General features: G+C 66.3%; 20 protein-coding genes and 1 tRNA gene. 15 read left to right on the top strand and 6 right to left on the bottom strand.

The features are described 5' to 3' along the window. Window positions 1-22: 22 nt before the first annotated feature. From AC07U4_RS16820 to AC07U4_RS16800, 5 genes are all read left to right on the top strand, one after another. The gene (locus AC07U4_RS16820) at window positions 23-712 is read left to right on the top strand and encodes an ATP-dependent Clp protease proteolytic subunit (RefSeq protein WP_038661833.1); all 690 of its coding nucleotides are present in this window, start codon (window positions 23-25) and stop codon (window positions 710-712) included. Window positions 713-832: 120 nt separating this feature from the next. Beyond that, window positions 833-2,104, top strand: a complete 1,272-nt coding sequence (clpX, locus tag AC07U4_RS16815; protein WP_037533125.1) for an ATP-dependent Clp protease ATP-binding subunit ClpX — start codon at window positions 833-835, stop codon at window positions 2,102-2,104. A gap of 593 nt (window positions 2,105-2,697) precedes the next feature. Continuing rightward, the gene (locus tag AC07U4_RS16810; protein WP_495196211.1) at window positions 2,698-3,234 is read left to right on the top strand and encodes a hypothetical protein; all 537 of its coding nucleotides are present in this window, start codon (window positions 2,698-2,700) and stop codon (window positions 3,232-3,234) included. Between the two features lie 80 nt (window positions 3,235-3,314). Beyond that, a complete protein-coding gene (locus tag AC07U4_RS16805; RefSeq protein ID WP_038661828.1) occupies window positions 3,315-3,959 on the top strand; it encodes a hypothetical protein in 645 nt (214 codons plus the stop codon). Between the two features lie 124 nt (window positions 3,960-4,083). Beyond that, the gene (locus AC07U4_RS16800; protein ID WP_038661825.1) at window positions 4,084-5,172 is read left to right on the top strand and encodes a calcium:cation antiporter; all 1,089 of its coding nucleotides are present in this window, start codon (window positions 4,084-4,086) and stop codon (window positions 5,170-5,172) included. 279 nt (window positions 5,173-5,451) lie between these two features. Here AC07U4_RS16800 and AC07U4_RS16795 read toward each other — a convergent pair whose 3' ends face one another. Both AC07U4_RS16795 and AC07U4_RS16790 read right to left on the bottom strand, forming a co-directional pair. Then, window positions 5,452-5,688 (bottom strand): hypothetical protein, encoded by a 237-nt coding sequence (locus tag AC07U4_RS16795; protein ID WP_038666939.1) that lies wholly within the window; start codon window positions 5,686-5,688, stop codon window positions 5,452-5,454. A 14-nt stretch (window positions 5,689-5,702) separates the two neighbouring features. Then, the gene (locus tag AC07U4_RS16790) at window positions 5,703-7,406 is read right to left on the bottom strand and encodes a M1 family metallopeptidase (RefSeq protein ID WP_495196210.1); all 1,704 of its coding nucleotides are present in this window, start codon (window positions 7,404-7,406) and stop codon (window positions 5,703-5,705) included. A gap of 150 nt (window positions 7,407-7,556) precedes the next feature. Between AC07U4_RS16790 and lon the strand changes: the two genes are divergently transcribed. The 6 genes from lon (at window position 7,557) to AC07U4_RS16760 (ending at window position 16,030) form a co-directional block, all read left to right on the top strand. After that, window positions 7,557-9,950, top strand: coding sequence for an endopeptidase La (lon, locus tag AC07U4_RS16785; protein WP_495196209.1), 2,394 nt, complete (start codon window positions 7,557-7,559; stop codon window positions 9,948-9,950). 151 nt (window positions 9,951-10,101) lie between these two features. Beyond that, a complete protein-coding gene (locus AC07U4_RS16780; protein ID WP_038661816.1) occupies window positions 10,102-10,374 on the top strand; it encodes an HU family DNA-binding protein in 273 nt (90 codons plus the stop codon). A gap of 51 nt (window positions 10,375-10,425) precedes the next feature. Next, a tRNA-Val gene (locus AC07U4_RS16775) sits at window positions 10,426-10,500 on the top strand. Window positions 10,501-10,669: 169 nt separating this feature from the next. Continuing rightward, window positions 10,670-11,002: a hypothetical protein gene (locus AC07U4_RS16770; RefSeq protein ID WP_137899658.1), complete on the top strand. Its 333-nt coding sequence runs from the start codon at window positions 10,670-10,672 to the stop codon at window positions 11,000-11,002. A gap of 445 nt (window positions 11,003-11,447) precedes the next feature. Continuing rightward, the gene (locus AC07U4_RS16765) at window positions 11,448-13,079 is read left to right on the top strand and encodes a beta-helix domain-containing protein (RefSeq protein WP_495180801.1); all 1,632 of its coding nucleotides are present in this window, start codon (window positions 11,448-11,450) and stop codon (window positions 13,077-13,079) included. 107 nt (window positions 13,080-13,186) lie between these two features. Next, complete coding sequence (locus tag AC07U4_RS16760) at window positions 13,187-16,030, top strand: TonB-dependent receptor domain-containing protein (protein ID WP_495196208.1); 2,844 nt, start codon at window positions 13,187-13,189, stop codon at window positions 16,028-16,030. A 162-nt stretch (window positions 16,031-16,192) separates the two neighbouring features. On the opposite strand, the gene AC07U4_RS16755 is transcribed toward AC07U4_RS16760, so the two are convergent. Further along, entirely contained in the window at window positions 16,193-16,849 is a 657-nt protein-coding gene (locus tag AC07U4_RS16755; RefSeq protein ID WP_495180800.1) for a prolyl hydroxylase family protein, read from the bottom strand. An 80-nt stretch (window positions 16,850-16,929) separates the two neighbouring features. Between AC07U4_RS16755 and AC07U4_RS16750 the strand changes: the two genes are divergently transcribed. The 4 genes from AC07U4_RS16750 to AC07U4_RS16735 are packed head-to-tail and all read left to right on the top strand — an operon-like array spanning window position 16,930 to window position 21,605. Next, window positions 16,930-17,856, top strand: coding sequence for a bifunctional riboflavin kinase/FAD synthetase (locus AC07U4_RS16750; protein WP_495196207.1), 927 nt, complete (start codon window positions 16,930-16,932; stop codon window positions 17,854-17,856). 57 nt (window positions 17,857-17,913) lie between these two features. Beyond that, a complete protein-coding gene (ileS, locus tag AC07U4_RS16745) occupies window positions 17,914-20,700 on the top strand; it encodes an isoleucine--tRNA ligase (RefSeq protein ID WP_495196206.1) in 2,787 nt (928 codons plus the stop codon). Continuing rightward, window positions 20,693-21,202, top strand: a complete 510-nt coding sequence (gene lspA / locus AC07U4_RS16740; RefSeq protein WP_038666936.1) for a signal peptidase II — start codon at window positions 20,693-20,695, stop codon at window positions 21,200-21,202. The genes ileS and lspA overlap by 8 nt, the downstream gene beginning before the upstream one ends. Then, complete coding sequence (locus tag AC07U4_RS16735) at window positions 21,195-21,605, top strand: DUF3035 domain-containing protein (protein WP_137899769.1); 411 nt, start codon at window positions 21,195-21,197, stop codon at window positions 21,603-21,605. The genes lspA and AC07U4_RS16735 overlap by 8 nt, the downstream gene beginning before the upstream one ends. A gap of 41 nt (window positions 21,606-21,646) precedes the next feature. On the opposite strand, the gene metC is transcribed toward AC07U4_RS16735, so the two are convergent. The 3 genes from metC to AC07U4_RS16720 form a co-directional block, all read right to left on the bottom strand. Continuing rightward, entirely contained in the window at window positions 21,647-22,849 is a 1,203-nt protein-coding gene (gene metC, locus AC07U4_RS16730) for a cystathionine beta-lyase (RefSeq protein WP_495196205.1), read from the bottom strand. Continuing rightward, complete coding sequence (gene sseA, locus AC07U4_RS16725; protein WP_495196204.1) at window positions 22,839-23,693, bottom strand: 3-mercaptopyruvate sulfurtransferase; 855 nt, start codon at window positions 23,691-23,693, stop codon at window positions 22,839-22,841. Before sseA ends, metC begins: the two co-directional genes overlap by 11 nt. 64 nt (window positions 23,694-23,757) lie before the next feature. Beyond that, entirely contained in the window at window positions 23,758-25,302 is a 1,545-nt protein-coding gene (locus tag AC07U4_RS16720; protein WP_495196203.1) for a cryptochrome/photolyase family protein, read from the bottom strand. Window positions 25,303-25,311: the final 9 nt, after the last annotated feature.

The raw sequence follows: 25,311 nt of genomic DNA, 5'->3' as shown, positions 1-25,311 counted from the left end.
CGGGGCATATAGAGAGATTTTCATGCATAATCCGTTCGAGACCGGCGACTTCATGAGCCCGATGGCCAGTGCCGGCCTTGGTTTGCAGCAGACCCAAGCGGGGCTCGTGCCGATCGTCATCGAACAGTCGAACCGCGGTGAGCGCTCGTTCGATATCTTCAGCCGCCTGCTGCGCGAGCGGATCATCTTCGTCACCGGCGGCGTCGAGGACGGCATGGCCAGCCTCATCACCGCGCAGCTGCTCTTCCTCGAGTCCGAGAACCCGAAGAAGGACATCTTCATGTACATCAACTCGCCGGGCGGCGTCGTCACGGCGGGCATGGCGATCCACGACACGATGCAGTACATCCGTCCGCGCGTCGGCACGGTCTGCATCGGTCAGGCGGCGTCGATGGGCAGCTTCCTGCTCGCCAGCGGCGAGCCGGGCATGCGTGTGGCGCTGACCAACGCGCGGATCATGATCCACCAGCCGTCGGGCGGGGCGCAAGGCATGGCGTCGGACATCGAGATCCAGGCCAAGGAAATCCTGCGTATCCGCGCCCGGATGAACCAGCTGTACGCGCAATATACCGGCCAGCCGATCGAGGAGATCGAGCGCCGGATGGATCGCGACACGTTCCTGGAAGCGCATGAAGCCAAGGAATTCGGATTGGTCGACGAGGTGTTCGACAAGCGTCCGAGCCCCTCGGAAGACGTTGCCCAAGCGGCATAAAGGCGCAGTTCCGCGCCCGGCCGTGCCGTTAGGGACGTTTGGGCGTTGTGGTTTGCGTAACGGCCGGTCTACCATGACCGGCCTCACCAGCGGGGCCTCACCCGCGACAAGGAAGTTTGAATGACGAAACTGAGCGGTGGCGACTCGAAGAGCACCCTCTACTGCTCGTTCTGCGGCAAGTCGCAGCACGAGGTCCGCAAGCTGATTGCCGGACCCACCGTGTTCATCTGCGACGAGTGCGTCGAGCTGTGCAACGACATCATCCGTGAGGAGACGAAGTCGGCGCTGGTGTCCAAGAAGGATGGCGGCGTGCCGACTCCGCAGGAGATCTGCGACGTCCTCGACGATTACGTGATCGGCCAGAAGCGCGCCAAGCGCGTGCTGTCGGTGGCGGTGCACAATCATTACAAGCGGCTCAACCACGGCGCCAAGGGTGCCGACGTCGAGCTGAGCAAGTCGAACATCCTGCTTGTCGGGCCAACCGGCTGCGGCAAGACGCTGCTGGCGCAGACGCTGGCGCGCATCCTCGACGTGCCGTTCACAATGGCGGATGCGACGACGCTGACCGAGGCGGGCTATGTCGGCGAGGATGTCGAGAACATCATTCTCAAGCTGCTTCAGGCGTCCGACTATAACGTCGAGCGCGCGCAGCGCGGCATCGTCTATATCGACGAGATCGACAAGATCAGCCGCAAGGCCGAGAATCCGTCGATCACCCGCGACGTGTCAGGCGAGGGCGTGCAGCAGGCGCTGCTCAAGCTGATGGAAGGCACCACCGCGAGCGTACCGCCGCAAGGCGGGCGCAAGCATCCGCAGCAGGAGTTCCTGCAGGTCGACACGACGAACATCCTGTTCATCTGCGGCGGCGCCTTCTCGGGCCTCGAGAAGATCATCGGCGATCGTTTGCAGGGCAAGTCGATCGGTTTCGGCGCCTATGTGGCGGCGCCCGAGGAGAAGCGCACCGGCGAGCTGCTGCGCCAGACCGAGCCGGAGGATCTGCTCAAGTTCGGTTTGATTCCCGAGTTTGTCGGCCGTCTGCCGGTGATCGCGACGCTGGAGGATCTCGACATCCCGGCGCTGGTCAAGATCCTGTCCGAGCCGAAGAACGCGCTGGTGAAGCAATATCAGAAGCTGTTCGAGATGGAGCAGGTCGAGCTGGACTTCACCGACGATGCGCTGGTGACGGTCGCCAAGAAGGCGATCGAGCGCAAGACCGGTGCGCGCGGGCTGCGTTCGATCCTCGAGGCGATCCTGCTCGACACGATGTTCGACCTGCCCGGCATGGACGGCGTCGACGAGGTGATGATCGACAAGGACGTGATCGAGGGTCGCAAGGAACCGATCCGCGTCTATGCCGAGAAGAAGAAGGATGGGGCGGGCGCTGCGGCCTGATCCATTCCTGTGGAAACGATGAGGAGGGGCGTCGCGCGAGCGGCGCCCCTTTTTCGTGGGGCGGTGGCTGGTCATTGGTAGTTCTGGCATTGCCGCATTGCCACATTGGTCGAGAGGCGCTGGCGCGTCCGCCCCATCTTTAGTGTTCCCGCGAAGGCGGGAACCCAGGGCCAAGCGGAACACCGTCCGGTAGCGTGCGGGACTCCTGGGGCTCCCGCCTGCGCGGGAGCACTGGCGATGTTTTGCGCGGGAGCACTGGCGAGGTTTTGTGCGGGAGCACTGGCGAGGTTTTGCGCGAGCGCACTGGTGAGGTTTTGACGCGTGCTCGTGCCCGCGGGAGCGCGATAGCTAACAAATTCCGCACCTTCGCTAGGTGCATTCGACGTTTTGCAGACGCCCGCCTTTGCCGGGTCGCCGGGAGGATTTGCAAAAACCGTGTGGGCCGGGGTGATGGGTCGGGCGGGCCGCGCTCCGCATTCGAGAGGTCGTAATTGCCGGCGAAAACGATGGCGTGACATCGCCCGCGCGTCGCATCGCCTCATCCGGCGTTAACGTTGCCGGCCCCACGGGGGCGTTCAAACGACGGAGCGACGATGGCAACGACACGGATCGAGACCGCACGCGGCCTCAGCCCCCTATGGCACGAAGGCCGCGGACCGCTCGCGATACTGCCGCCGCTGCTGTTCCGCGACCGGCGGCCGTGGCTGGCGATCCTCGTCGGCTGGCTGCTGACCATCGTCGGCAGCATCGCGCTGAGCACCGCGATCGATCATCTCGTCCCGGGCAATCCCGGGCCGGATCTCGGCGATACCTCGGGACCGGTGAAGCTGTTCCTCGTCGCCGGCTTCAGTCCCGTCGTCGAGACGCTGATCATGGCGGGCGTCCTCAGCCTGTTGCTGCGCTGGCTGAGCGGGTGGCAGGCGGTCCTGGCGAGCAGCGCCTTGTGGGGAATCGCGCACAGCCTCGCCTCGCCGTGGTGGGGGGCGGTGATCTGGTGGCCGTTCCTGATCTTCTCGACGCTCTACGTGACATGGCGGCCGCGCGGCTTCTGGTGGGCAGTCGGCGTCGTGGTGGCGGTGCACGTCCTCCAGAACCTGTTCCCGGCGATCCTGCTCGTCATGGGCGACTGACCGCCGCCGGCGAAACAGGCGTGGCGCCCGCCGCGTCGGCGTCCTAGACCCGGAGCGACGCCAGAAAGACGAGCCGGACCATGACCTTATCGGAACGCTACCATCGCGACGGCCATGTCGGCCTGCCGCATCTGTTCGTGCCCGAGGTGCTGCTCGCTTTCTACCGGATGATGCAGGCCGATCTGCAGGCGGCGGGGCGACCGTTGCAGAGCTTCACCGCTCGCGGGCCGTTGCTGCGCCAGCCGGCGATCGAGGTCTATGCGTTCCAATATGCGCCGATGCTCACCTTCCTGTGGGGGCTGACGCCGCGGGTCGCCGAGGTGGTGGGGTGCGAGCTGCTGCCGACCTATGCCTATTTCCGCGCCTATCAGCAGGGCGACGTCTGCCGGGTCCATTCGGATCGGCAGGCGTGCGAGCACAGCCTGTCGCTGACCATCGCTTACGGCGACGACCGACCATGGGCGCTGTCGGTCGCGACCGAGCGAAGCGAGGTGCCGCAGCCGCAGGTCAGCGACGATTTCGGCACGCAACCCTATGCGTCGGTGGCGATGCAGCCGGGTGACGGGGTATTGTATCAGGGGACGCATCACCGGCACGGCCGGCTCGAGGCCAATCCCAACAGCTGGTCGGCGCACCTCTTCCTGCATTGGGTGGAGAAGGACGGGCGCTATCGCGATCAGGCGTTCGACCGTCCGGCGCAGGCGCGCGCCGCACAGGGGCGCTAAACGGGACCGGTGTATTGCTCTTGATCCGTATCAAAGTGTTAATGGCATTCCGCTGCGGCGATCAATACGGACCTTTTCGCGGCGCAAGAGCATTGGCCTTGCGTAACGATCTGGAGACGAAAGCATGACCGTGACCAAGGGCTGGATGGGGCTGCCGCTATGGGCGATCCTGTTCCCGGCGCTCGGCGTGCCGGTGGTGCTGCTGTCCGTCTATGCGATGGGGACGATCGGCACGATCGTCGCCGCGGTCGTGCTGATCGGCGCGGTCGTGGCGGCGGTGCATCATGCGGAGGTCGTCGCGCATCGCGTCGGCGAGCCGTTCGGAACCTTGGTGCTGGCGATCGCGGTGACCGTAATCGAGGTGTCGCTGATCGTCTCGCTGATGCTGTCGGGATCGGGCGACGTCGCCGCGCTGGCGCGCGACACGGTGTTCGCGGCGATCATGATCATTTTGAACTTCATCATCGGGCTGTGCCTGCTGACCGGCGGGATCACGCATGGCGAACAGCGCTTCACGCTGCGCGGGATCAGTGCCGCGCTGGCGACGCTCGCCGCGCTGGTCGTCCTGTCCCTGATCCTGCCCAATTACACGACCAGCGCGGCAGGGCCGACCTATGCGCCGTCGCAATTGATCTTCGTCGCGATCGTCAGTCTGGTGCTCTACGGCACGTTCGTACTGGTCCAGACGGTGCGGCATCGCGACTATTTCCTGCCCGCGGGCGATATCGCGCCGGAAGAACATGCACCGCCGCCGAGCGACCGCACCGCGTGGATCGCGTTCGGCATCCTGCTGGTCGCGCTGGTCGTGGTGGTGCTGCTCGCCAAGGGACTGTCGGCGCAGGTCGAGGCGGCGATTCTCGCCGCCGGGCTGCCGCTGGCGATCGTCGGCGTGGTGATCGCCGCGCTGGTGCTCGCGCCGGAGAGCCTCGCCGCTTACAATGCTGCGCGGCGCGACCGGTTGCAGACCAGCCTCAACCTCGCGCTGGGATCGGCGCTGGCGACGATCGGACTGACCATCCCGGCGGTGGCGATCGTCAGCCTCGTGCTCGGTCTGCCGCTGGCGCTGGGGATCGGGGCGAAGAGCATGACGCTGCTGGCGCTGTCGCTGTTCGTGACGACGATCTCGCTCGGCACCGGACGGACCACGGTGCTGCAGGGCGTCGTGCATCTGGTGATCTTCGCGGCGTATCTGTTCACCACGGTGGTGCCGTAAAGGCGCGCGTGGCCAAGCGCGGATCGCATATGAGTGTTTATGTGAGCCCACCGCCTTCCAACCCCACCCCGTCACCCCGGACTCGTTCCGGGGTCCACCCTGCGGCGAGGAGAACGGCTTGAAAGGGCACCATTCTCTTGCGGCCCGGTGGACCCGGGAACGAGTCCGGGGTGACGAAGAATATGTGGAAGCGGCTTGATCCTCGTCCCCGCAGTCATATGCGATAGCCTTGCCTTGGCGGGGGAGGAAGTTTCGCCAAGCTTGGAACGTCGACCCGGCCTAGCGCGGGCGCTGGCGGCTGGCGAGCCACAGTCCACCGGCGATCTGCGCGAGCGCATAGAGTTGCCGCCGGCCGGGACGGTCGACGAACGGCGCGACCGTCCTTTCCGCGCCGAGCGCCTCCTCCTTCCACAGATCGACGTGGCGACGCGGCTGGAGGAGGCCGACGAGGCCGTCGCCGACCATGAAGATTGCCGCCATTTCGGCAGCGCGGGCGGTCCAGGGCTGGGTCGTCATCGCAGGCTCCTCGATCACTTGGGTTTGGGCTGCGCGGCCTTCCACGCCTGATAGGCGTCGATCGCGTCGTCCTGCTTGAGCACGCGCGCCATCGGATCGACGACGACGTGCGCGCCCGCCGGCACGGTGATCGTCGCGACGCCGCCGGTCATCGCCACCTTCTGGACGACGTCGTCGACCGACACCTCGACCGGCAGCGGGAAGGGCTTGTTGGTCGGCGAGGTCCATTTCAGCGTGAGCTGCGTCGCATTGCGCGTTGCGGTCAGCTTGGGCAGCGCCGCCTGATAGAGATAGACGTCGAAGAACCACTGCCAATCCTGCCCGGTCACCTGCTTGACGTAGCCGATGAACTCGGGCGTCGTGCGGAACACGGGCTGGAAATTGCCCGGCGCGGGATCGGCGCGGCCGTAGACGGTCCAGCGCAGGATCTCGTCGAATTGCTTGTCGCCGATCGCGTTGCGCAGCGTGTGGAGTACCCACGCGCCCTTGTAATAAATGTCGCCGCCGCGGCCCGGCGCGGTCTTGTAGACGTCGTCGGCGGTCTGCGGCTTGCCGGCGACCAGCGCCGACTGGTTGAGAATCTTCGGCCGCATGTCGAGCATCATCGCCGCATAGCGCGCGTCGCCGTCGCGCCAGCGGCCGTAGAGCGGCTGCATATATTCGGTGAAGCCCTCGTGCATCCAGAAGTCGTCCCAATTGGGCGCGGTCATCTGGTTGGCGAACCATTCGTGGCCGAATTCGTGCTGGAACAGCCAGTCGAAGCCCTCGGGCGCCTTGGCATAGTCGTTGCCGTAGGCGTTGATCGTCTGGTGCTCCATGCCCTTGTGCGGGGTCTCGACCACGCCGACCTTCTCGTTCGCCCAGGGGTAGGGGCCGACGACGCTTTCGTAGAAGTCGAGCGTCGGCGCGAATTCGGCGAACAGCTTCTCCGCTTTCTCCTTCTCGCCGGGCAGATACCAATAATACATCGGTATCTCGTTGCCGTATTTGCTCTTGTAGGTGCCGGTCAGCTCCTCATACGGGCCGACGTTGAGCGCGATCGTATAGGGGTTGGGGTGCGCGACCTCCCAGTTCCAGGTGCTGCGGCCGTCGTCGAGATGATCCACGCCGAGCAACTTGCCGTTCGACGGCGCCTTCAGCCCCTTGGGCACGGTGATGTGCAGCGTCACCGTCTGCGGCTCGTAGGTCGGATAATCGATGCACGGCCAGAACAGGTCGCAGCCCTCGCCCTGCACCGCGGTGGCGATCCACGGACTGCCGTCGGGCGTCTTGGCCCACACGAAGCCGCCGTCCCACGGCGCGCGCACCGCGGTATGCGGGCGGCCGCCATAGGTGATCTTGACGGTGAGCTTGGCGTCCTTGGCGGCCTTCTTGACCAATTTGATCGTCATCCGGCCTTCGGGGTTGCTGAACCCCGCCGAATCGACGCCATCGACGGTCACCGCGGTGACGGTGAAATTCTTGTCGAGATCGACCACCAGCCGGTCGATCCGCTCCTTGGCGGTGAAGACGAGCGTCGCGGTGGCGTTGATCACCTCGCGCTCGGGATCGACCTCGAACTGCAGGTCGGCGGTGTCGAACGTCACCTTCTTCTGCGCGGCGTCGAGCGGCCCGCCCGAGGCGGCGGTCTGTGCGCTGAGCGGCGGCTTGCCCGGCTCGGCGGCATAAGTGCTGGCCGACAGCAGCAATAGGGCGGCGAACGGCAGGCGTAGCGGCATTCTGTACTCCCGGATGGAAGCGGCGGGTTTCGGCGCTCGGCGGAAGGATGACAAGACCTGCCGTGCCGTGAGCGCGACGATTGATGGATACGCCCCGATCCCCATATAGTGTATCAAAGCCACCCCGTTCGAGGTGGCACCGGAGTATCCATGATCACATTCCCCGTTCTGCCGCTGCGCGACATCGTCGTGTTCCCGCACATGATCGTGCCGCTGTTCGTCGGACGCGACAAATCGGTCGCCGCGCTGGAAGCGGCGATGGGCGCGGACAAGGAGATCTTCCTCGTCGCGCAGCTCGACCCCGCCGAGGACGATCCCGGCCGCGAGGACCTGTACGAGGTCGGCGTCACCGCGACCGTGCTGCAATTGCTGAAGCTGCCCGACGGCACCGTGCGCGTGCTGGTCGAGGGCAAGGCGCGCGGTCGCCTGGGCGAGCTGTCGGAGGGCGACGGCTTTCTGCAATCGACCGTCGAGATGCTCGAGGAGCGCGAGGCGGAGGGTATCGAGGTCGAGGCGCTGATGCGCTCGGCGGTCGAGCAGTTCGAAACCTATGCCAAGCTCAACAAGAAGCTGCCGGCCGAGACCGCACAGCAGCTCGGCGAGATCACGAAGGCGTCGAAGCTCGGCGACGCGATCATGGCCAACGTGCAGGTCAAGGTCGCCGACAAGCAGGCGCTGCTGGTCGAGCTAGACCCCGTCAAGCGGCTGGAAATGGCCTATGCGCTGATGGAAGGCGAACTCGGCGTCCTGCATGTCGAGAAGAAGATCAAGAGCCGCGTCAAGCGCCAGATGGAGAAGACGCAGCGCGAATATTATCTCAACGAGCAGCTGAAGGCGATCCAGCGCGAGCTGGGCAATAGCGACGACGAGAGCGACGGCGACGAGATCGCCGAGCTGACGCAGAAGATCGCGACGCTCAAGCTCAGCAAGGAAGCGCGCAGCAAGGCGACGTCGGAGCTGAAGAAGCTCAAGACGATGGCGCCGATGAGCGCCGAGGCGACCGTCGTGCGCAACTACCTCGACGTGCTGCTCGGTCTGCCCTGGGGCAAGAAGTCCAAGATCAAGAAGGACATCGCCGCGGCGCAGGCGGTGCTCGACGAGGACCATTATGCGCTGGAGAAGGTCAAGGACCGGATCGTCGAATATCTCGGCGTGCAGGCGCGCACCAACAAGCTGAAGGGGCCGATCCTCTGCCTCGTCGGCCCGCCGGGCGTCGGCAAGACCAGCCTCGGCAAGTCGATCGCCAAGGCGACCGGGCGCGAGTTCATCCGCCAGTCGCTGGGCGGCGTGCGCGACGAAGCCGAGATCCGCGGCCATCGCCGCACCTATATCGGCTCGCTGCCGGGCAAGATCGTCACCAACCTCAAGAAGGCCGGCACGTCCAACCCGCTGTTCCTGCTCGACGAGATCGACAAGCTCGGTCAGGATTTCCGCGGCGATCCGGCGTCGGCGCTGCTCGAGGTGCTCGACCCCGAGCAGAACGGCAAGTTCAACGATCATTATCTCGAGATCGACATCGATCTGTCCGACGTGATGTTCGTCTGCACCGCCAACACGCTCAACCTGCCGCAGCCGCTGCTCGACCGGATGGAGATCATCCGCCTCGAAGGTTATACCGAGGACGAGAAGGTCGAGATCGCCAAGGGCCATCTGATCGAGAAGCAGATCGAGGCGCACGGCCTGAAGCCGGGCGAGTTCACGCTGACCGAGGACGGCCTGCGCGCGCTGATCCAGAAATACACGCGCGAGGCGGGCGTTCGTACGCTGGAGCGCGAGATCGCGCGGCTGGCGCGCAAGGCGCTGCGCCAGATCCTCGAAGGCAAGGTGACCAGCGTCACGGTGACGCCCGACAATCTCGGCGAGTTCGCGGGCGTGCAGAAGTTCCGCCACGGGCTCGGCGAGACCGAGCATCAGATCGGCGCGGTCACCGGCCTTGCCTGGACCGAGGTGGGCGGCGAATTGCTGACGATCGAAAGCGTCACCGTGCCGGGCAAGGGCGCGGTCAAGACCACGGGCACGCTGGGCGACGTGATGAAGGAATCGGTGCAGGCCGCCTTCAGCTTCGTCCAGGCGCGCAGTCCGAGCTATGGCATCAAGCCGTCGCTGTTCCACCGCAAGGACATCCATATCCACCTGCCCGAGGGAGCGGTGCCCAAGGACGGTCCGTCGGCGGGCATCGGTCTGGTGGTCTCGATCGTCTCGACGCTGACCGGCGTGGCGGTGAAGAAGGATGTCGCGATGACCGGTGAGGTCACCTTGCGTGGCCGCGTGTTGCCGATCGGCGGGCTCAAGGAGAAGCTGCTCGCGGCACTGCGCGGCGGCATCACCACGGTGCTGATCCCGCAGGAGAACGAAAAGGATCTCGCCGACATTCCGCAGAACATCAAGGACGGGCTGACCATCGTGCCGGTCGCGCATGTCGACGAGGTGCTCAAGCTGGCGCTGACCGAGCCGCTGTCGGCGATCGAGTGGACGGATGCCGATGAACTCGCCGCATTGCCCCCGGCGGGGGTTGCGCCTGCGGGCGGTGAGTTGCATCACTGACCCAAGGGCGGCTAGGCCGTCGTTAACGTTTTGAAACCGCTGCGCCTTACAGAGCGCAACGGTATCGATTGACTCTGCCGGTCGGGGCGGCCTTATTGGTCGTTCTGGCTTGGCAATGATTCTTCTTAGGGTTCGAAGGGGGCAGTATTCCATGAACAAGCAAGAGCTGATCGCGACGGTCGCGGACACCTCGGGGCTCGCCAAGGGCGATGCGATCAAGGCGGTGGAAGCGGTCTTCGATGCGATCACCGACAGCTTGAAGAAGGGCGACGAGGTTCGTCTGGTGGGGTTCGGCACCTTCTCCGTGTCCAAGCGCAAGGCGTCGCAGGGCCGCAATCCCCGCACGTTGGAGCCGATGACGATCAAGGCGTCCAACCAGCCCAAGTTCAAGGCCGGCAAGGGCCTGAAAGATTCGGTGAACTGAGACTGGACAGCGGCGGCGGCTGCCCGTAAAGGCCCGCCTCCGACAAGTTTCGGGCGCGTAGCTCAGCGGTAGAGCACACCCTTCACACGGGTGGGGTCACAGGTTCAATCCCTGTCGCGCCCACCATATCAGCCCGTCCGATCGCATGATCGGCGGGCTTTTTGGTTTCTGGCGACGGTGCGTCGCGGCCGGCGCGCCGGGCGTGGGGCAGTCCGGTCCCCCTTTTGGTCGTTGCGGATCGGGAACAATCGCCCGATCTCCGGATTAAGCTCTTCAGTTCAAAGGGAGAGAGATCATGGTAGACTATACGACCGACCGTAACGGCGACCGCGTCATCGTCGAGCGCCGCGGTGGCGCGGGCCGTGTGCTGGCGATCGTGGCCGTGGTGGCGATCATCATCGTCGCTCTGCTGTTCCTGACCGGCTTCTGGAGCGCGGACGTCACCAAGAAGGGCTCGCTGCCGACCGTCGACGTCAGCGCCAAGGGCGGCTCGCTGCCGGCGGTGGATCTCGATTCGAAGAAGGTCGTCGTCGGCACCAAGGAAACCACGGTCGAAGTGCCCAAGGTCAAGACCGAGAAGGAAACCGTCTCGGTTCCCGCGATCGGCGTGACGGAAGGCAAGAAGTAAGCTTCCCGGCTTGATGCGTGGCAGGCGTCCTCCGGAAGGAGGGCGCCCGTCTTGCGTTTGGGGGCAGGGGGGCAACCTGCTTCGTCATGCCGGACCTGATCCGGCATCCCGCTCCGGTCTGCTTGCCGCGGTGGAGCGGCAGAAGAAGGAGCGGGACCCCGGCTCGAGGCCGGGGTGACGGGAATATGGTTTGCCTCGTTACGGGTCGAGTGCGATCCGTTCGCGCTGGCGGGGCGGAAAATTTTAGACCATTCAGTGGCTTGCGTCCCATGCGTCGCGCTGTCCCCCAGCTGCCGCCGTAACAAACCCGTCACATCATCGTCACCAAAACGTCTCCTGAATCTCATTCAGGAGTCATTTACCGCTCGTACCGGGGCTCCAGGGAACGGTCGAAGGGGGAGCCTCGGCCGGCCGTCACAACGACTACGACCGGGAGCTTTCGATCATGGCGAGCCACACGCGCATCGGCGCAATCCTCATGGCCTCAACCGCGTGCCTGGCGCTCGCCGGCTGCGGCGGTGCCGACAGCGTCGCCTCGCCGGGTGCGGGCAGCGTCGTGATCGTCAGCCCGACGCCGACGCCGACCGCGCCCACCCCGACGCCGACCCCCTCGGCGATCACCGCCGCGCAATTCGCCGCCGCCACGACCGTCAACAGCATCACGATCACCGCGGACGAGCAACTCGCGATCGTCAACGCGGGCAGCAACAACAACGTCAACGGCACCGGCTCGACGCTCAACGGCGTCTATCCGACCTCGGCGACCTCGCTGACCACGGCGGCCGATCCGTCGGCGATCAACGCCTTCTTCACCCGGACGAATTACGTCGGTGCGCTGAGCGGGCCGAGCGATACCAGCTTCCAGGGCTGGACCTGCAATTCGACCGCAGCGGAGTTCGGCGGCAGCGGTGCGCGCTGCACGGCGGTGCCGGCGATCGGCACGCTGGCGAGCGGCGCGGCCTGCCCGACCGGTACCACCACCGCGAGCGGTGCGGCGAACACCGCCACCGCGGCGACGATCGGCGGCTTCAAGGTCTGCGACATCCCGCAGGCGATCACCACCAGCCTGACGCTGCCGCGCATCGCCGGCATCGCCTATCGCTTCACCGGCCAGACCGAGGTCGGCACCGATCTCGGCGCGAGCGGCGGCACCGGCGTGACGCTGACCGTCGAGCCGGGCGTCACCGTCTTCGCCAACGCCAACGAATCGACCAACGACCTGCTGCTGATCAACCGCGGATCGAAGCTCAACGCGATCGGCACCGCCAGCGCGCCGATCATCTTCACCTCGCAGCAGAACGTCAGCTCGGCGACCGGCGAATCGGAGACCAGCCAGGGCCATTGGGGCGGCATCATCCTGCTCGGCCGCGCGCCGACCGCGGTCTGCGCCACCGGCAGCGGCGGCAGCAACGCGACGCCGTGCCAGCTCGCGATCGAGGGCGTCACCGGCCGCTTCTACGGCGGCACCGACACCGCCGATTCGAGCGGAACGATGTCCTATGTCCAGATCCGCTATTCGGGCATCGCGATCAGCGATGGCAACGAGCTACAGGGCCTGACGCTCGGCGCGACCGGCTCGGGCACGACGCTGGACCATATCCAGAGCCACAATTCGGCGGATGACGGCATCGAGATCTTCGGCGGCACCAGCAACCTGAAATATATCGCGATCACCGGCGCCGACGACGACGGCTTCGACATCGACAACGGCTATCGCGGCTTCATCCAATTCATGATCGCGGCGCAGCGGACCAGCGGCGCGACCGTCGACAGCTTCTCGACCGAGATCGACTCGAACAACGCCGAGGACCTGCTGCCGCGCACCTTCGCGACCTACGCCAACTTCACCTTCATCCAGACCGCGCTGGCGCCCGCCGCGATCCGCCAGCGTGGCGGCTCCGACATGCGCTTCGTCAACGGCGTGGTGAAGACGGTGAACAACGTCGCCTGCGTCAACATCATCGCGGGCGAACAGACCAGCGGCGGCCGCAGCACGGTCCGTCCCGCCGACTCGGCGTTGCAGGACTTCGGCCCGCCGTCGTTCAACTCGGTCTATTTCGCCTGCCAGGGCCGCTGAGGCCATGGGGTGCCTGACGGCGCCCCATCCCAGCATCGATGCCGCAGGTGGCGATCCCGTCACCTGCGGACACCTGTATCCAGACTCCTGATCCGGGATTGACGGTCATGCCGCAGCGGCTCGCTTTCGCCACCCTTCTACTGATGTCCTCCACCCTCGTGGCGCCGGCGGTTCTCGCGCAGACCGCGGGCGGTACCGCCGCGCCGGCCCCGCCGCCGGCGCAGACCTCGACCCCCGCGACCTCGAGCCCCGGCGGCGCGACCGATCCGCAGACCGCGGCGCCGACCTCCACCGACCAGCAGGAAGCGCCGGTCGAAGTGTCCGCGCCGGGCATGAACGGCGATGTCGAGGACATCGTCGTCGTCGGCCGCAACATCCCCAACGTCGTTCGCTCGACGCCGCAGATCGTCTCGGTGCTGTCGAGCGCCGATATCGCGCGGACGGGCGAGGGCGATATCGCCGGCGCGCTGACCCGCGTCACCGGCCTGTCGGTGGTCGGCGGCGGCTTCGTCTACGTCCGCGGCCTCGGCGATCGGTACTCCTCGTCGCTGCTCAACGGCTCGCCGCTGCCGAGCCCCGAACCGCTGCGCCGTTCGGTGCCGCTCGACATCTTCCCGACGACGATCGTTGGCTCGGCGCTGGTCCAGAAGACCTATTCGGTCAATTATCCCGGCGAGTTCGGCGGCGGCGTCATCAACCTGACGACCAAGGCGATCCCCGACAAGAATTTCGTCTCGTTCGGTGCGACCATCGCCGCCGACGACGCGACGACCAGCGAGCTGGGCTATACCTATGCCGGCGGCGACGCCGACTGGATCGGCTATGACGACGGCACGCGCAAGGTGCCTGCGTTCATCAAGAATGCGCCCAACGGCAGCGGCATCATCCCCGCCGCGCAGGTCGCGCAGCTGTCCAACGCCTCGACCACCCTGCTCCAGCGCAACAACCAGCTGCCGGCCAATTGGTCGGGCGAGATCAGCGGCGGCTCGGTCTACGACATCGGTTCGTCGCGGCTCGGCGTGATCGCCTCGCTGAGCGCCAGCAACACCTTCCGCACGCGTTTCGCCAACCAGCAGGACAGCGTTTCGGCGGACGGCACGCTGCGCAACGATTTCAGCACCTTGCTGACCGACAATCGCATCGTCGCCAATGCGCTGATCGGCGTCGGGCTGGAGTTCGGCGAGAACACGCTGCGCTGGACCAACGTCTACATCCACGACACGCTGAAGCAGGGGCGCGGCTCGGCGGCGACGCTGTACAACAACGCCAGCGGGCTGCGTTTCCAGCAGAACACCAACTGGTTCGAACGCCAGCTGATCGAGACGCAGCTGGTCGGCGAGTTCAAGCTGACCGACGCGCTGAAGCTCGACGTGCGCGGCGCCTATGCCAATTCGAAGCGCAACGCGCCCTACGAGCGGCAGTTCGACTATCTCTGCTCGGCGACCACCACCACCGGTCTGCCGATCACCAGCGACGGCGCGCAACAGGCCGGCGGCTTCCAGTGCAACGGCGCCTATCAGGTGACGCAGCGCTTCACCCCCTTCGCGTCGATCATCTTCAGCGAGCTGAACGAGAATCTTTGGACCGGTCAGGCGGACACGTCGTACAAGATCGACGGCGATCGCCCGATCACGCTGTCGGCGGGTTATTTCTACCAGGGCACCGACCGCACCTCGTCGCGCTTGCAGTTCAACTATCAGACGTCGAACGGCGGCGGCACCGCACCGGGCTATCCCTATAATCTGCTGCGGCCCGATTATCTGCTGAGCCCCGACGTGCTCAACAACGCCTGTCCGTCGACCGCCAATACCGCGCCCTGCACGATCCAATTGCAGTTCAACACCGCGGCGGGCGCCTATCGCTATGACGCCACCCTCGATGTCCATGCGGGCTACGTGCAGGCCGAGGGCGAGGCGTTCGACGGGCTGCGCGCGGTGATCGGCGTGCGCTACGAACGCGGCGACGAGCGGGTCACGCCGTTCGGCGTCACCACTGGCCTCGCGCGGCTGAAGAACGATTACTTCCTGCCGGCATCGACGCTGACCTGGAATTTCGCCGCCGACATGCAGCTGCGCGCCAGCGCCGCCAAGACGATCTCGCGGCCGCAGTTCCGCGAGCTCGCGCCGCAGCAGTTCCGCGATCCCGATTCGGATCGCCTGTTCTTCGGCAATCCATTGCTGCGCGATTCGAAGCTCTACAATCTCGAAGCGCGCTACGAATGGTTCTTCAAGCGCGACCAGCGCTTCACGTTGGCGGGCTTCTACAAGCGGATCGACAATCCGATCGAGCAGGTCGGCTTCTACACCGGCGCCGACGACCGGTTGCAGACCGGCTTCACCTATTTGCCCAAGGCGACGCTGTACGGCGGTGAGGTCGAGCTGCAGAAGTATTTTCCGCTCGCCGACATGTTCGGCAGCGACTTCTTCGCGACGCGGCGTGCGCTGCTCGTCGCCAATTACACCTATACCAAGTCGAAGATCACCGCGGACAGCAATTGCGCGCCGTCGGTCGCCTCGTCGACGCAGGCGGTGGGCAATTGCGCGGTCGGCTTCGCACCGGCCTCGTCGCTGTTCCGCGACGGCGCGCCGCTGACGGGGCAGTCGGACCATCTCGTCAATCTGCAACTTGGCATCGAGGACAGCGCGGCGCTCTCGCAGATCACCTTGCTGTTCAACTATGCGAGCAAGCGCGTGACCAATCGCGGTCCGTCGCTGCTGGGCGGCACCGGTTTCCAGCCCGATATCGTCGAGCATCCCGGCATCCGCCTCGATCTCGTCGCACGGCAAGGCGTCGAGCTGATGGGCGGCAAGTTCGAGATCAAGGCCGAGGCGCGCAACCTGACCCGCACGCGCTATCGCGAGAGCCAGACCTTCGCCAACGGCAACGAGGTGTATATCAATCGGTATAACCTCGGCCGGGTGTTCAGCCTCGGCGTAAGCGCAACGTTCTGATTGAAAATCCTCCCCCGCAAGGGGGAGGGGGACCGCTCGGCGCTAGCCGAGTGGTGGAGGGGGAGGATGGGGCGGAAGGCTCGTAACAGGGCTCCCGCCCCATCCTCCCCCTCCGTCAGTGCTGCGCACTGCCACCTCCCCCTAGCGGGGGAGGAATTGGGATCACGCCCACACCCGTTCGCGATACCATTTGGTGATGACGTATTTCACCCCTTCGCGTACTTTCATCCCCTGATGCAGCGTCGCCGGATTGAGCGAGCCGTCGGGCCGGCGGTTGTTCCAGGCGACCAGCTTGCCGGTTTCCGGCTGGATGATCTTGTCGGCCGCCTTGAAGCGCGTCGCGCCGCCCGCCTCGGGCGTGTTGAGATAGACCATCACCGTCCACGTCCGGTTGCCCGCCACCGAGCAATAGCGGTCGAAGTCGGCGCCCTGCGGCTCGAAATAGTCGGTATGGCCCTTGAACTCCTGCCCGACCGCATAGCGCTGGCCTTGCAACGGCTCGCCGTGCGCGGGGTCGAGGCCGGTGAATGCCGCCAGCCGCGCCTCGACCGCCTGCACCACCGGGTCATCGGCCGACAGGTCGCCGGTCTCGCTGGTACGGAAGGCGGAATCGCCATTGGGGTCGGCGATCGTCGAGGGGCGGCGCACCGCGTCGATCCGCTCGATCAGCGCGTCGCACAATACCGGTCCGATGAAGCCGCGGGCGATGAACAGGTCGAGCTTGGGACTCGGCACCTTCTGCACGCCGGCCTGCGACAGGATGCGGGCGACGATCGGCTCCGGCGTCAGGCCGTTGCCGAGGGAGGGGAGGGTGGTCATGGCACGATCTTACTATAGCGTCAGCCTATGTCGCCAGCCGCCTGTTGCTCCGCGGCGGCGCGCGCCTTAAGGCCGCGGCGATGGAGCGGCTGGACGGTGGCTCGGCGGTGCCGTCGCATCTGGCGGGCGGGATCGTCGCGCTCGGCAATTTCGATGGCTTTCACCTCGGACACCAGGCGGTGGTCGGGCGGGCGGTGGCGCGCGCGCGTGCCGAGGGGCGTCCCGCGCTGGTCGCGACCTTCGATCCGCACCCGGTGCGCCACTTCCGCCCCGATGCCCCGCCGTTCCGGCTGACCACGCTCGACCAGCGCGAACGCCTGTTCGCCGCGGCGGGGGTCGATGCGATGGTCGTCTTCCCGTTCGACGCATCGCTCGCCGCACTGTCGGCGGAGGCGTTCATCGCCAAGCGGCTGCACGCCAATCTCGCCGTCGCCGGCGTCGTGACGGGGGAGGATTTCACCTTCGGTCATCGCAAGAGCGGCGACGTCCGCCTGCTTGCCGAGCGCGGCCGCGCGCACGGCTTCGTCGCGGAGACGGTCGGGGCGGTGACGCTCGACGGCGAGCCGGTGTCGTCGACCCGCATCCGCACCTTGCTGTGCGACGGCGACCCGCGCGGCGCGACGCGGCTGCTCACGCGGCCGTTTGCGATCGAGGGGCTGGTGCAGCATGGCGACAAGCTCGGCCGCACGATCGGCTATCCCACCGCCAACGTCGACATGGGCAAATATCTGCGCCCCGCCTACGGCATCTATGCGGTGACCGCGCGGCTGGCCGACGGGCGCGTGCTCAAGGGCGCGGCGAACCTCGGCATCCGGCCGACCTTCGATCCGCCCAAGGAATTGCTCGAACCCTATTTCTTCGATTTCTCCGGCGACCTGTACGGGCAATCGATCGAGGTGGCGCTGATCGACTATCTGCGGCCCGAGGCGAAATTCGACGGCCTCGATGCGCTGACCGCGCAGATGGAGCGCGATTGCGCGCGGGCCCGGGTGTTGCTCGATGCTTAACCCATCTCGTTTATGCGCTTTGTGCTGACCGACACTCACGATAAGACCGCCAGACATATGACCGACGCCCCCGACACGCCGAAAGATTGGCGCGACACCGTCTTCCTGCCGAAGACCGATTTCCCGATGAAGGCGGGCCTCGCCGCCAAGGAGCCGGCGATTCTCGAACGCTGGGCGCGGATCGGCGTCTACGACCGGTTGCGCGAGCAGCGTAAGGGGCGCGAGCTGTTCATCCTCCACGACGGCCCGCCCTATGCCAATGGCGACATCCATATGGGCCATGCGATGAACAAGGTGCTGAAGGACATCATCGTCCGCAGCCAGTCGCTGATGGGCAAGGACGCGCCCTATGTTCCCGGCTGGGACTGCCACGGCCTGCCGATCGAGTGGAAGGTCGAGGAGGCGTATCGAGCCAAGAAGCAGAACAAGGACGAGGTGCCGGTCGCGCAGTTCCGCGCCGAATGCCGCGCCTATGCCGACCGCTGGGTCGGCGTGCAGCGCGACCAGTTCCAGCGGCTGGGCGTGATGGGCGACTGGGCCGATCCCTATCTGACGATGAATTACGACGCCGAGGCGGCGATCGTCGGCGAGTTGCTCAAATTCGCCGAGAGCGGCCAGCTCTATCGCGGCGCCAAGCCGGTGATGTGGTCGCCGGTCGAGAAGACCGCGCTCGCCGAGGCCGAGGTCGAATATGAGGACGTCGTCTCGACGCAGATCGACGTCGGCTTCGAGATCGCCACCGCGCCCGAGGGCGAGATGCTGGTCGGTGCGACCGCGGTGATCTGGACGACGACGCCGTGGACGATTCCCGTCAACCAGGCGCTCGCCTATAATCCGGCGCTCGACTACGTGTTGTTCGAAAGCGGCGGCCGGCGGTTCCTCGTCGAGGAGAACCTCGTGCCGGCGTTCGGCAAGCGCACCGGCATCGCGCCCGAAACCGTAATCGCTCTGGTCAAGGGCAGTGCCTTGGAGGGCGCCACCGCGCGTCACCCGATGCATGCGCTCGGCGGCTTCTTCGCACGGCCGCGGCCGTTCCTGTCGGGCGATTTCGTCACCAGCGACGCCGGCACCGGCCTCGTCCACATGGCGCCCGATCATGGCGAGGACGACTTCCTGCTGTGCAAGGCGCATGGACTGGAACCGGTCTTCGCCGTGGATGGCGCCGGCTTCTACCGGCCCGACTGGGCGTGGCTCGGCGGGCAGGGCAGCGTCATCAACAAGAAGTTCGTCGGCGCCGACGGGCCGATCTGTTCGGACCTGCGCGCGGTCGGCGCGCTGCTCGCCGCATCGGACGATTTCGCGCACAGCTATCCGCATTCGTGGCGGTCGAAGGCGAAGGTGATCTTCCGCGCGACGCCGCAATGGTTCATCCCGATGGACCGGCCGATCCTCAATGGTGGCGAGGGTGCGTCGAACGGCGCGACGCTGCGCGAGACCGCGCTCGACGCGATCGAGCACACCCGCTGGGTGCCGGCGCGCTCGCAGAACCGCATCCGCTCGATGGTCGAGGGGCGGCCGGACTGGGTCATCAGCCGCCAGCGCGCGTGGGGCGTGCCGATCGCGCTCTACGTGCATCGCGAGACCGGCGACTATCTCAACGATGCCGCGGTCAATGCGCGGATCGTCGCCGCCTTCCGTGACGGTGGTGCCGATGCGTGGTTCACCGCGGATCACCAGACGTTGCTCGGCCCCGACTATGACCTGGCAAATTACGAGCCGCAGAACGACATTCTCGACGTCTGGTTCGACAGCGGCTCGACGCATGTCTTTACCGTCGAGGCGCGCTATGGCGAGGATGTCCGCGCCAATCTGTATCTCGAGGGCAGCGACCAGCATCGCGGCTGGTTCCAGTCGTCGCTGCTCGAAAGCTGCGGCACGCGCGGCCGCGCGCCGTACGATGCGGTGCTGACCCATGGCTTCGCGCTCGACGGGCAGGGGCGCAAGATGTCGAAGAGCCTCGGCAATGTCGTCGATCCGCTCAAGGTGATCGGCGAGAGCGGGGCGGATATCCTGCGTATGTGGGTCGCGTCGACCGATTATTTCGACGACGTGCGGATCGGCAAGGAAGTGCTCGGCACCGCCTCCGACGGCTATCGCAAGCTGCGCAACACCTTCCGCTATCTGCTCGGCGCGCTAGACGGGTTCGACGAGAGCGAGCGGGTCGAGGTGGAGGCGATGCCCGAGCTGGAACGCTACGTGCTCACCTTGTTGGGCCAGCTCGACATGGACCTGCGCGAGGCGGCGAACGGCTATGAGCTCAACCGCTATCTGCGCCGCCTGACCGACTTCGCCAACGAGGATCTGTCGGCCTTCTTCTTCGATATCCGCAAGGACTCGCTCTATTGCGATGCGCCGGGCGATCCGAAGCGGCGTGCCTATCGCACGGTGCTCGACACGTTGTTCCACGCGCTGGTGCGCTATGCCGCGCCGATCCTCTGCTTCACCGCGGAAGAGGTGTGGCAGGCGCGTTTCCCGAGCGAGGACGGTTCGGTGCATTTCCTCGAATGGCCCGAACTGCCGGCGCTGCCCGGCGACCAGCCGCTCGCCACCGACTGGGCCGACGTGCGCCGGCTGCGCACCAGCGTGACCGAGGCGATCGAGCCGCTGCGTCGCGAGAAGACGGTGCGCTCCAGCCTCGAGGCGGAGGTGACCGTACCCGACCTGCCGCTGTCGGCCGAGGCGCTGGCCGAGACGTTCATCGTCGCGAAGGTCGACGCCGGCGAGGAGGTGGCGGTGACGCGCACAGACTATCGCAAATGCGGCCGCTGCTGGCGCCATCTGCCCGAAGTGACCGTGGACGGCGATCTGTGCGCACGCTGCGAGGATGTCGTCGCCCATGCGTAAGGCCCCGATCGCCGGGCTGCTGACCGCGGCATTGCTGTTCGTCGTCGATCAGGTGACGAAGGTGACGATCACCGACGTGTTGCAGCTCGACGAGCTGACCGCGGAGCGGACGATCACGCCGTTCTTCAACCTGCGCTTCGTCGCCAACCACGGCATCTCGCTGGGGCTGCTCCACGCCGACACGAATACGATGCGCTGGGCGCTGGTCGCGATGACCGGCGCGATCGCGGTGGCGGTGGCGGTGTGGATGACGCGCGAGCCGCATCGCGCCGACCAGATGGCGCTCGGCGCGATCCTGGGCGGCGCGCTCGGCAATATCGTCGACCGGGTGCGCTTCGGCTATGTCGTCGACTTCGCCGATCTGCATTTCGGCGACTGGCGGCCGTTCCTCGTGTTCAACGTCGCCGATGCGGCGATCACCCTCGGCGTGCTGGTGCTGCTTGTCCGCGCGCTCCTGATGCGCGACAAGCGCGACATCCCCTCGGAGAATCCCCATGCGTAAGTCAGTTCCGATTCTCGCCGGCCTCGCCTGCGTCGTCCTCCTCTCGGGCTGCGGCAAGCGCGGCTACGACCGCGCCCGGCCGGACGAATTCGCCGTCGCGCGGCAGGCGCCGCTGGTGATCCCGCCCGATTATTCGCTGGTCCCGCCGCAGCCCGGCGCCGCCCGCCCGCAGGACAATGCCTCGCAGGCGCAGACGCTCGACGCCTTGTTCGGCGGCAACACGCAGCGCAGCGCCGCGGAGAATGGCGTCGTCAACCAAGCCGGTGGCGATGCGGCCGACACCGGCATCCGCTCGTCGGTCGGCGACCCCGCGACCAACGTCGTCGACAAGGGCGCGACGACGCGCGACATCGTCGCGGCGCCGGAAGGTGACGGACAGGACGCCAAGGCGTCGGCGCAGTAACCGTTAAATCCTCCCTCGCGTCAGCGGGGGAGGAATTTAGGTTACAATTTGGCCCGGAACGCCGCCAATCCCCGCTCCAGATCGGCGATCAGGTCGGCCGGATCCTCCAGACCGATCTGCAACCGCACCATCGGTCCGGCATAGTCCCGCGGCGCCGCGGTCCTGATCCGCGCCGGGTCGGCGGGGATGGCGAGGCTCTCGAACCCGCCCCAGCTATAGCCGATCCCGAACAGCTCGAGCGTATCGATCAGGGCGGCGCGCGCGGCCTCGCCGCCGCCGCTCAGCACGAACGAGAACAGTCCGCTCGATCCCTTGAAGTCGCGCACCCACAGATCGTGGCCGGGGCAGGAGGGCAGCGCCGGGTGCAGCACCTGCGCCACCTCGGGCCGTTCGGCCAGCCAATGCGCGATCTCCAGCGCGCTGCGCTGATGCTGCGCGAGCCGTACCGCCATCGTCCGCAGGCCGCGGCTGCCGAGCCAGCTGTCGTCGGGCGAGGCGACCTGCCCGAGCTGATAGCTCGTATCGCGCAGCCGCGCATAATGGCCCGGCGCCGCGGTCACCGCGCCGAGCATCGCGTCGGAATGGCCGACGACATATTTGGTCGCGGCGAGAATGGTGAGGTCGATGCCCTTCTCGATCGCCGGGAAGAACAGCGGCGTCGCCCAAGTGTTGTCGAGCAGCGTCGTCAGCCCGTGGGCCTTGGCGACCGCGACGATCGCCGGCACGTCCTGCACCTCGAAGGTCAGGCTGCCCGGGCTTTCGAGGAAGATCGCCTTGGTCGCCGGGCCGATCAGCGCCTCGATCCCCGCGCCGATCAGCGGGTCGTAGAAGCGCGTCGTGATGCCGAAACGCCTGAGCAACTGCATCGCCTGGCCGCGCGTCGGATCATAGGCGCTGTCGACCAGCAGCAGTTCGTCGCCGGGCGACAGCACCGAGAGCAACGCCGCCGCGATCGCCGCGACGCCGGACGGGTAGAGGAAGGTCGCCTCCGCCCCCGGTTCCAGCAAGGTCAGCGCGTCGGCGAGGCTCCATTGCGTCGGCGTGCCGCGCCGGCCGTAATAGAGGCGGTGATGCGTGTCGGGACGGGCATTGGCGCGCAGATCGGCGATGCTGTCGTAGAGGATCGTCGAGGCACGCCAGACCGGCGTGTTGACGATGCCTTGCGTCCATTCGGAGCGCCGGCCGGCCTGGACGACGCGCGTCGCGTCCCCGAAAGGCCGGCCGGTCGTGGTGTCATCCGTCAACGGTTTCCTTGGCTCCCATGGCCTTGGGCGTCGAGCGATCCGCTCCCCATTCCGACCAACTGCCATCGTAGAGCGCGGCGTCCTTGCCGAGCAAGTGCAGACCGAAAGCGAGCGTCGCTGCGGTGATCCCGGAGCCGCAGGTCAATGCGATCGGCCGGTCGAGATCGACCCCCGCCTGCGCGAACGCCGTCGCGAGCGCATCGCCCCGCTTCCACGTGCCGTCGGGGTTGAAGAGACCGGTATACGGCAGGTTCTTCGAGCCGGGGATATGACCGGCGTGCGTCGCCGGACGCGGATCGGGCTCTTCGCCGGTGAAGCGCGCCGCCGAGCGGGCATCGACCACCTGCTCGTCGCCGCTGGCGAGATTGGCCTTCATCTGGTCGAGCGTGCGGACGCCCTTGTGATCCACCCAGACGGTGAAGTGGCGGTGGCGCAGCGTTTCCTTGCCGCTCGCCGTCTCGCGCCCCTCGGCGCGCCATTTGGCGAGGCCGCCGTCGAGGATCGCGACGTCATGTGCGCCGAAGGTGCGCAGCATCCACCACGCCCGCGCCGCGGTATGCCAGGGCGAATCGTCGTAGAGCACGATGCGGCTGCCGTCGCCGAGCCCGAGGCTCTGCATGCGGCTGGCGAACTTTTCCGCGCACGGCAGCATCATCGGCAGCGGATTGTCGGTATCGCGCAGCTCGCCGAGGTTCAGGAACACGGCGCCGGGGATATGCGCCGCCTCATAGTCGGCAGCGACGTCGCGGCCGAGCGCCGCATCGACATAGGTGGCATCGACGATCCTGAGATCGCTCGCACCGAGTTCCCCGGCCAGCCATTCGGTGGTCACCAACGCGTCCATCACTCTCTCCATACGTTCACACGTGTTAGTCGGGCCGACGACTGGGGAGGAGTGCCCGGCATCGTCAATAGCCGTCTTCCCCGGCCGTGTCGAGGGCCTGCAAGAATGTTGCGGCTCGCGCGCGTGTATCCTTTTGAGATTGCGCGGATTGCTTCGCCCACGTACTATATGGCATGCGCAGCCGCATGTTGCTGCCCAGCTTGTCCTCGTGGCGGACGAGGAAATCCCAGTATAGCGCATTGTACGGACAGGCGTTTTCGCCGACGCGCTGCTTCACGTCGTAGCGGCATTTGCCGCAATAGTCGCTCATCCGGTCGATATAGGCGCCCGACGAGATATAGGGCTTCGAGCCGAGCAGCCCGCCGTCGCCGAACTGGCTCATGCCGAGCGTATTGGGCAGCTCGACCCATTCATACGCGTCGATATAGACTTCGAGATACCAGCGATGGACTTCGGCCGGATCGGCGCCGATCAGCAGCGCGAAATTGCCGGTGACCATGAGGCGCTGGATGTGATGCGCATGCGCGGTGGCGAGCGTCTGGCCGATCGCTTCCTTGAGGCAATGCATGTCGGTCTCGCCGGTCCAATACCAGCCGGGCAATTTGCGGTGATGATCGAGGAAGTTCCGTTCGACGTAGTCCGGCCCCTCACGCCAGTAGATGCCGCGCATATATTCGCGCCAGCCGATGATCTGGCGGACATAGCCCTCGACCGAATTGAGCGGCGCGCGGCCGGCGCGATATTCCGCCTCGGCGCGCCGGCATAGGTCGAGCGGGTCGAGCAGCCCGGAATTGATGTAGGGCGACAGGATCGAGTGCCACAGATAGCGCTCGCCGGTCAGCATGGCGTCCTCGTAATCGCCGAATTGCGGCAACGCCTTTTCGAAGAAATAGGCGGCCTGTTTCTCGGCATCCGCCGCGGTCACCGCATAAGCGAAGCCGTCGAGCGTGCCGGGATGATCCGCGAACCGCTCGGCGACCAGCGCCAGCACCTCCTGCGTGACCGCGTCGGCGGCGAAGGCGTGCGGCCGCGGCATGAACAGGTCGTTCTTCGCCGGCTTGCGGTTCTCCTTGTCGAAGTTCCAGCGCTCACCTGCCGGCTGCTTGCCGTCCATCAGCAGCCCGGTCTTGCGGCGCATGACGCGGTAGAAGAATTCCATCGTCAGTTGCTGGCGGTCCTTCGCCCAGGCTTCGAACTCGGCATGGTCGCAGACGAAACGGTCGTCGCTGCGGATCTCGACGGGGATGCCGAAGACCGTCTCCCACGACTCGATCATCGCGACGACGCGCCATTCGCCGGCCTCGGTGACGACGATCCGCTCCGGGGCGTGGCGCTGGACGGCACGCGCGATCTCGCCGGTGAAGCTGCCGCTGTTGTCGGGATCGTCGAGCCGGACGTAATCGACCGTCCAGCCGGCGTCGGTCAGCGCCGCGGCATGGTGGCGCATCGCCGACAGGATATAGGCGATCTTCTGCTTGTGGTGGCGGACATAGGTCGTCTCGTCGCCGACCTCCATCATCAGCACGATCGTTTCGGCCGGATCGGCGTCGCGCAGCGAGGAGAGGGACAGGCTGAGCTGGTCGCCCAGCACCGGAACCAGCGTTTTCATATCGGGATC

The sequence above is a fragment of the Sphingomonas sp. GW821-FHT02B09 genome (genome assembly GCF_059421875.1).
Note: the sequence above shows the minus strand (reverse complement) of the source record. Positions and strands in the feature narration are given on the sequence as shown.

What these genes read in the sequence shown, in the direction of transcription:
- AC07U4_RS16810 (WP_495196211.1), top strand. Translation starts at nt 2,698, where the DNA reads ATGGCAACGACACGGATCGAGACCGCACGCGGCCTCAGCCCCCTATGG.
- AC07U4_RS16735 (WP_137899769.1), top strand. Translation starts at nt 21,195, where the DNA reads ATGCGTAAGTCAGTTCCGATTCTCGCCGGCCTCGCCTGCGTCGTCCTC.
- AC07U4_RS16805 (WP_038661828.1), top strand. Translation starts at nt 3,315, where the DNA reads ATGACCTTATCGGAACGCTACCATCGCGACGGCCATGTCGGCCTGCCG.
- lspA (WP_038666936.1), top strand. Translation starts at nt 20,693, where the DNA reads ATGCGTAAGGCCCCGATCGCCGGGCTGCTGACCGCGGCATTGCTGTTC.
- AC07U4_RS16765 (WP_495180801.1), top strand. Translation starts at nt 11,448, where the DNA reads ATGGCGAGCCACACGCGCATCGGCGCAATCCTCATGGCCTCAACCGCG.
- AC07U4_RS16800 (WP_038661825.1), top strand. Translation starts at nt 4,084, where the DNA reads ATGACCGTGACCAAGGGCTGGATGGGGCTGCCGCTATGGGCGATCCTG.
- sseA (WP_495196204.1), bottom strand. Translation starts at nt 23,693, where the DNA reads ATGGACGCGTTGGTGACCACCGAATGGCTGGCCGGGGAACTCGGTGCG.
- AC07U4_RS16770 (WP_137899658.1), top strand. Translation starts at nt 10,670, where the DNA reads ATGGTAGACTATACGACCGACCGTAACGGCGACCGCGTCATCGTCGAG.
- clpX (WP_037533125.1), top strand. Translation starts at nt 833, where the DNA reads ATGACGAAACTGAGCGGTGGCGACTCGAAGAGCACCCTCTACTGCTCG.
- AC07U4_RS16720 (WP_495196203.1), bottom strand. Translation starts at nt 25,302, where the DNA reads ATGAAAACGCTGGTTCCGGTGCTGGGCGACCAGCTCAGCCTGTCCCTC.
- AC07U4_RS16790 (WP_495196210.1), bottom strand. Translation starts at nt 7,406, where the DNA reads ATGCCGCTACGCCTGCCGTTCGCCGCCCTATTGCTGCTGTCGGCCAGC.
- AC07U4_RS16760 (WP_495196208.1), top strand. Translation starts at nt 13,187, where the DNA reads ATGCCGCAGCGGCTCGCTTTCGCCACCCTTCTACTGATGTCCTCCACC.
- ileS (WP_495196206.1), top strand. Translation starts at nt 17,914, where the DNA reads ATGACCGACGCCCCCGACACGCCGAAAGATTGGCGCGACACCGTCTTC.
- AC07U4_RS16750 (WP_495196207.1), top strand. Translation starts at nt 16,930, where the DNA reads ATGGAGCGGCTGGACGGTGGCTCGGCGGTGCCGTCGCATCTGGCGGGC.
- AC07U4_RS16755 (WP_495180800.1), bottom strand. Translation starts at nt 16,849, where the DNA reads ATGACCACCCTCCCCTCCCTCGGCAACGGCCTGACGCCGGAGCCGATC.
- AC07U4_RS16780 (WP_038661816.1), top strand. Translation starts at nt 10,102, where the DNA reads ATGAACAAGCAAGAGCTGATCGCGACGGTCGCGGACACCTCGGGGCTC.
- AC07U4_RS16820 (WP_038661833.1), top strand. Translation starts at nt 23, where the DNA reads ATGCATAATCCGTTCGAGACCGGCGACTTCATGAGCCCGATGGCCAGT.
- AC07U4_RS16795 (WP_038666939.1), bottom strand. Translation starts at nt 5,688, where the DNA reads ATGACGACCCAGCCCTGGACCGCCCGCGCTGCCGAAATGGCGGCAATC.
- lon (WP_495196209.1), top strand. Translation starts at nt 7,557, where the DNA reads ATGATCACATTCCCCGTTCTGCCGCTGCGCGACATCGTCGTGTTCCCG.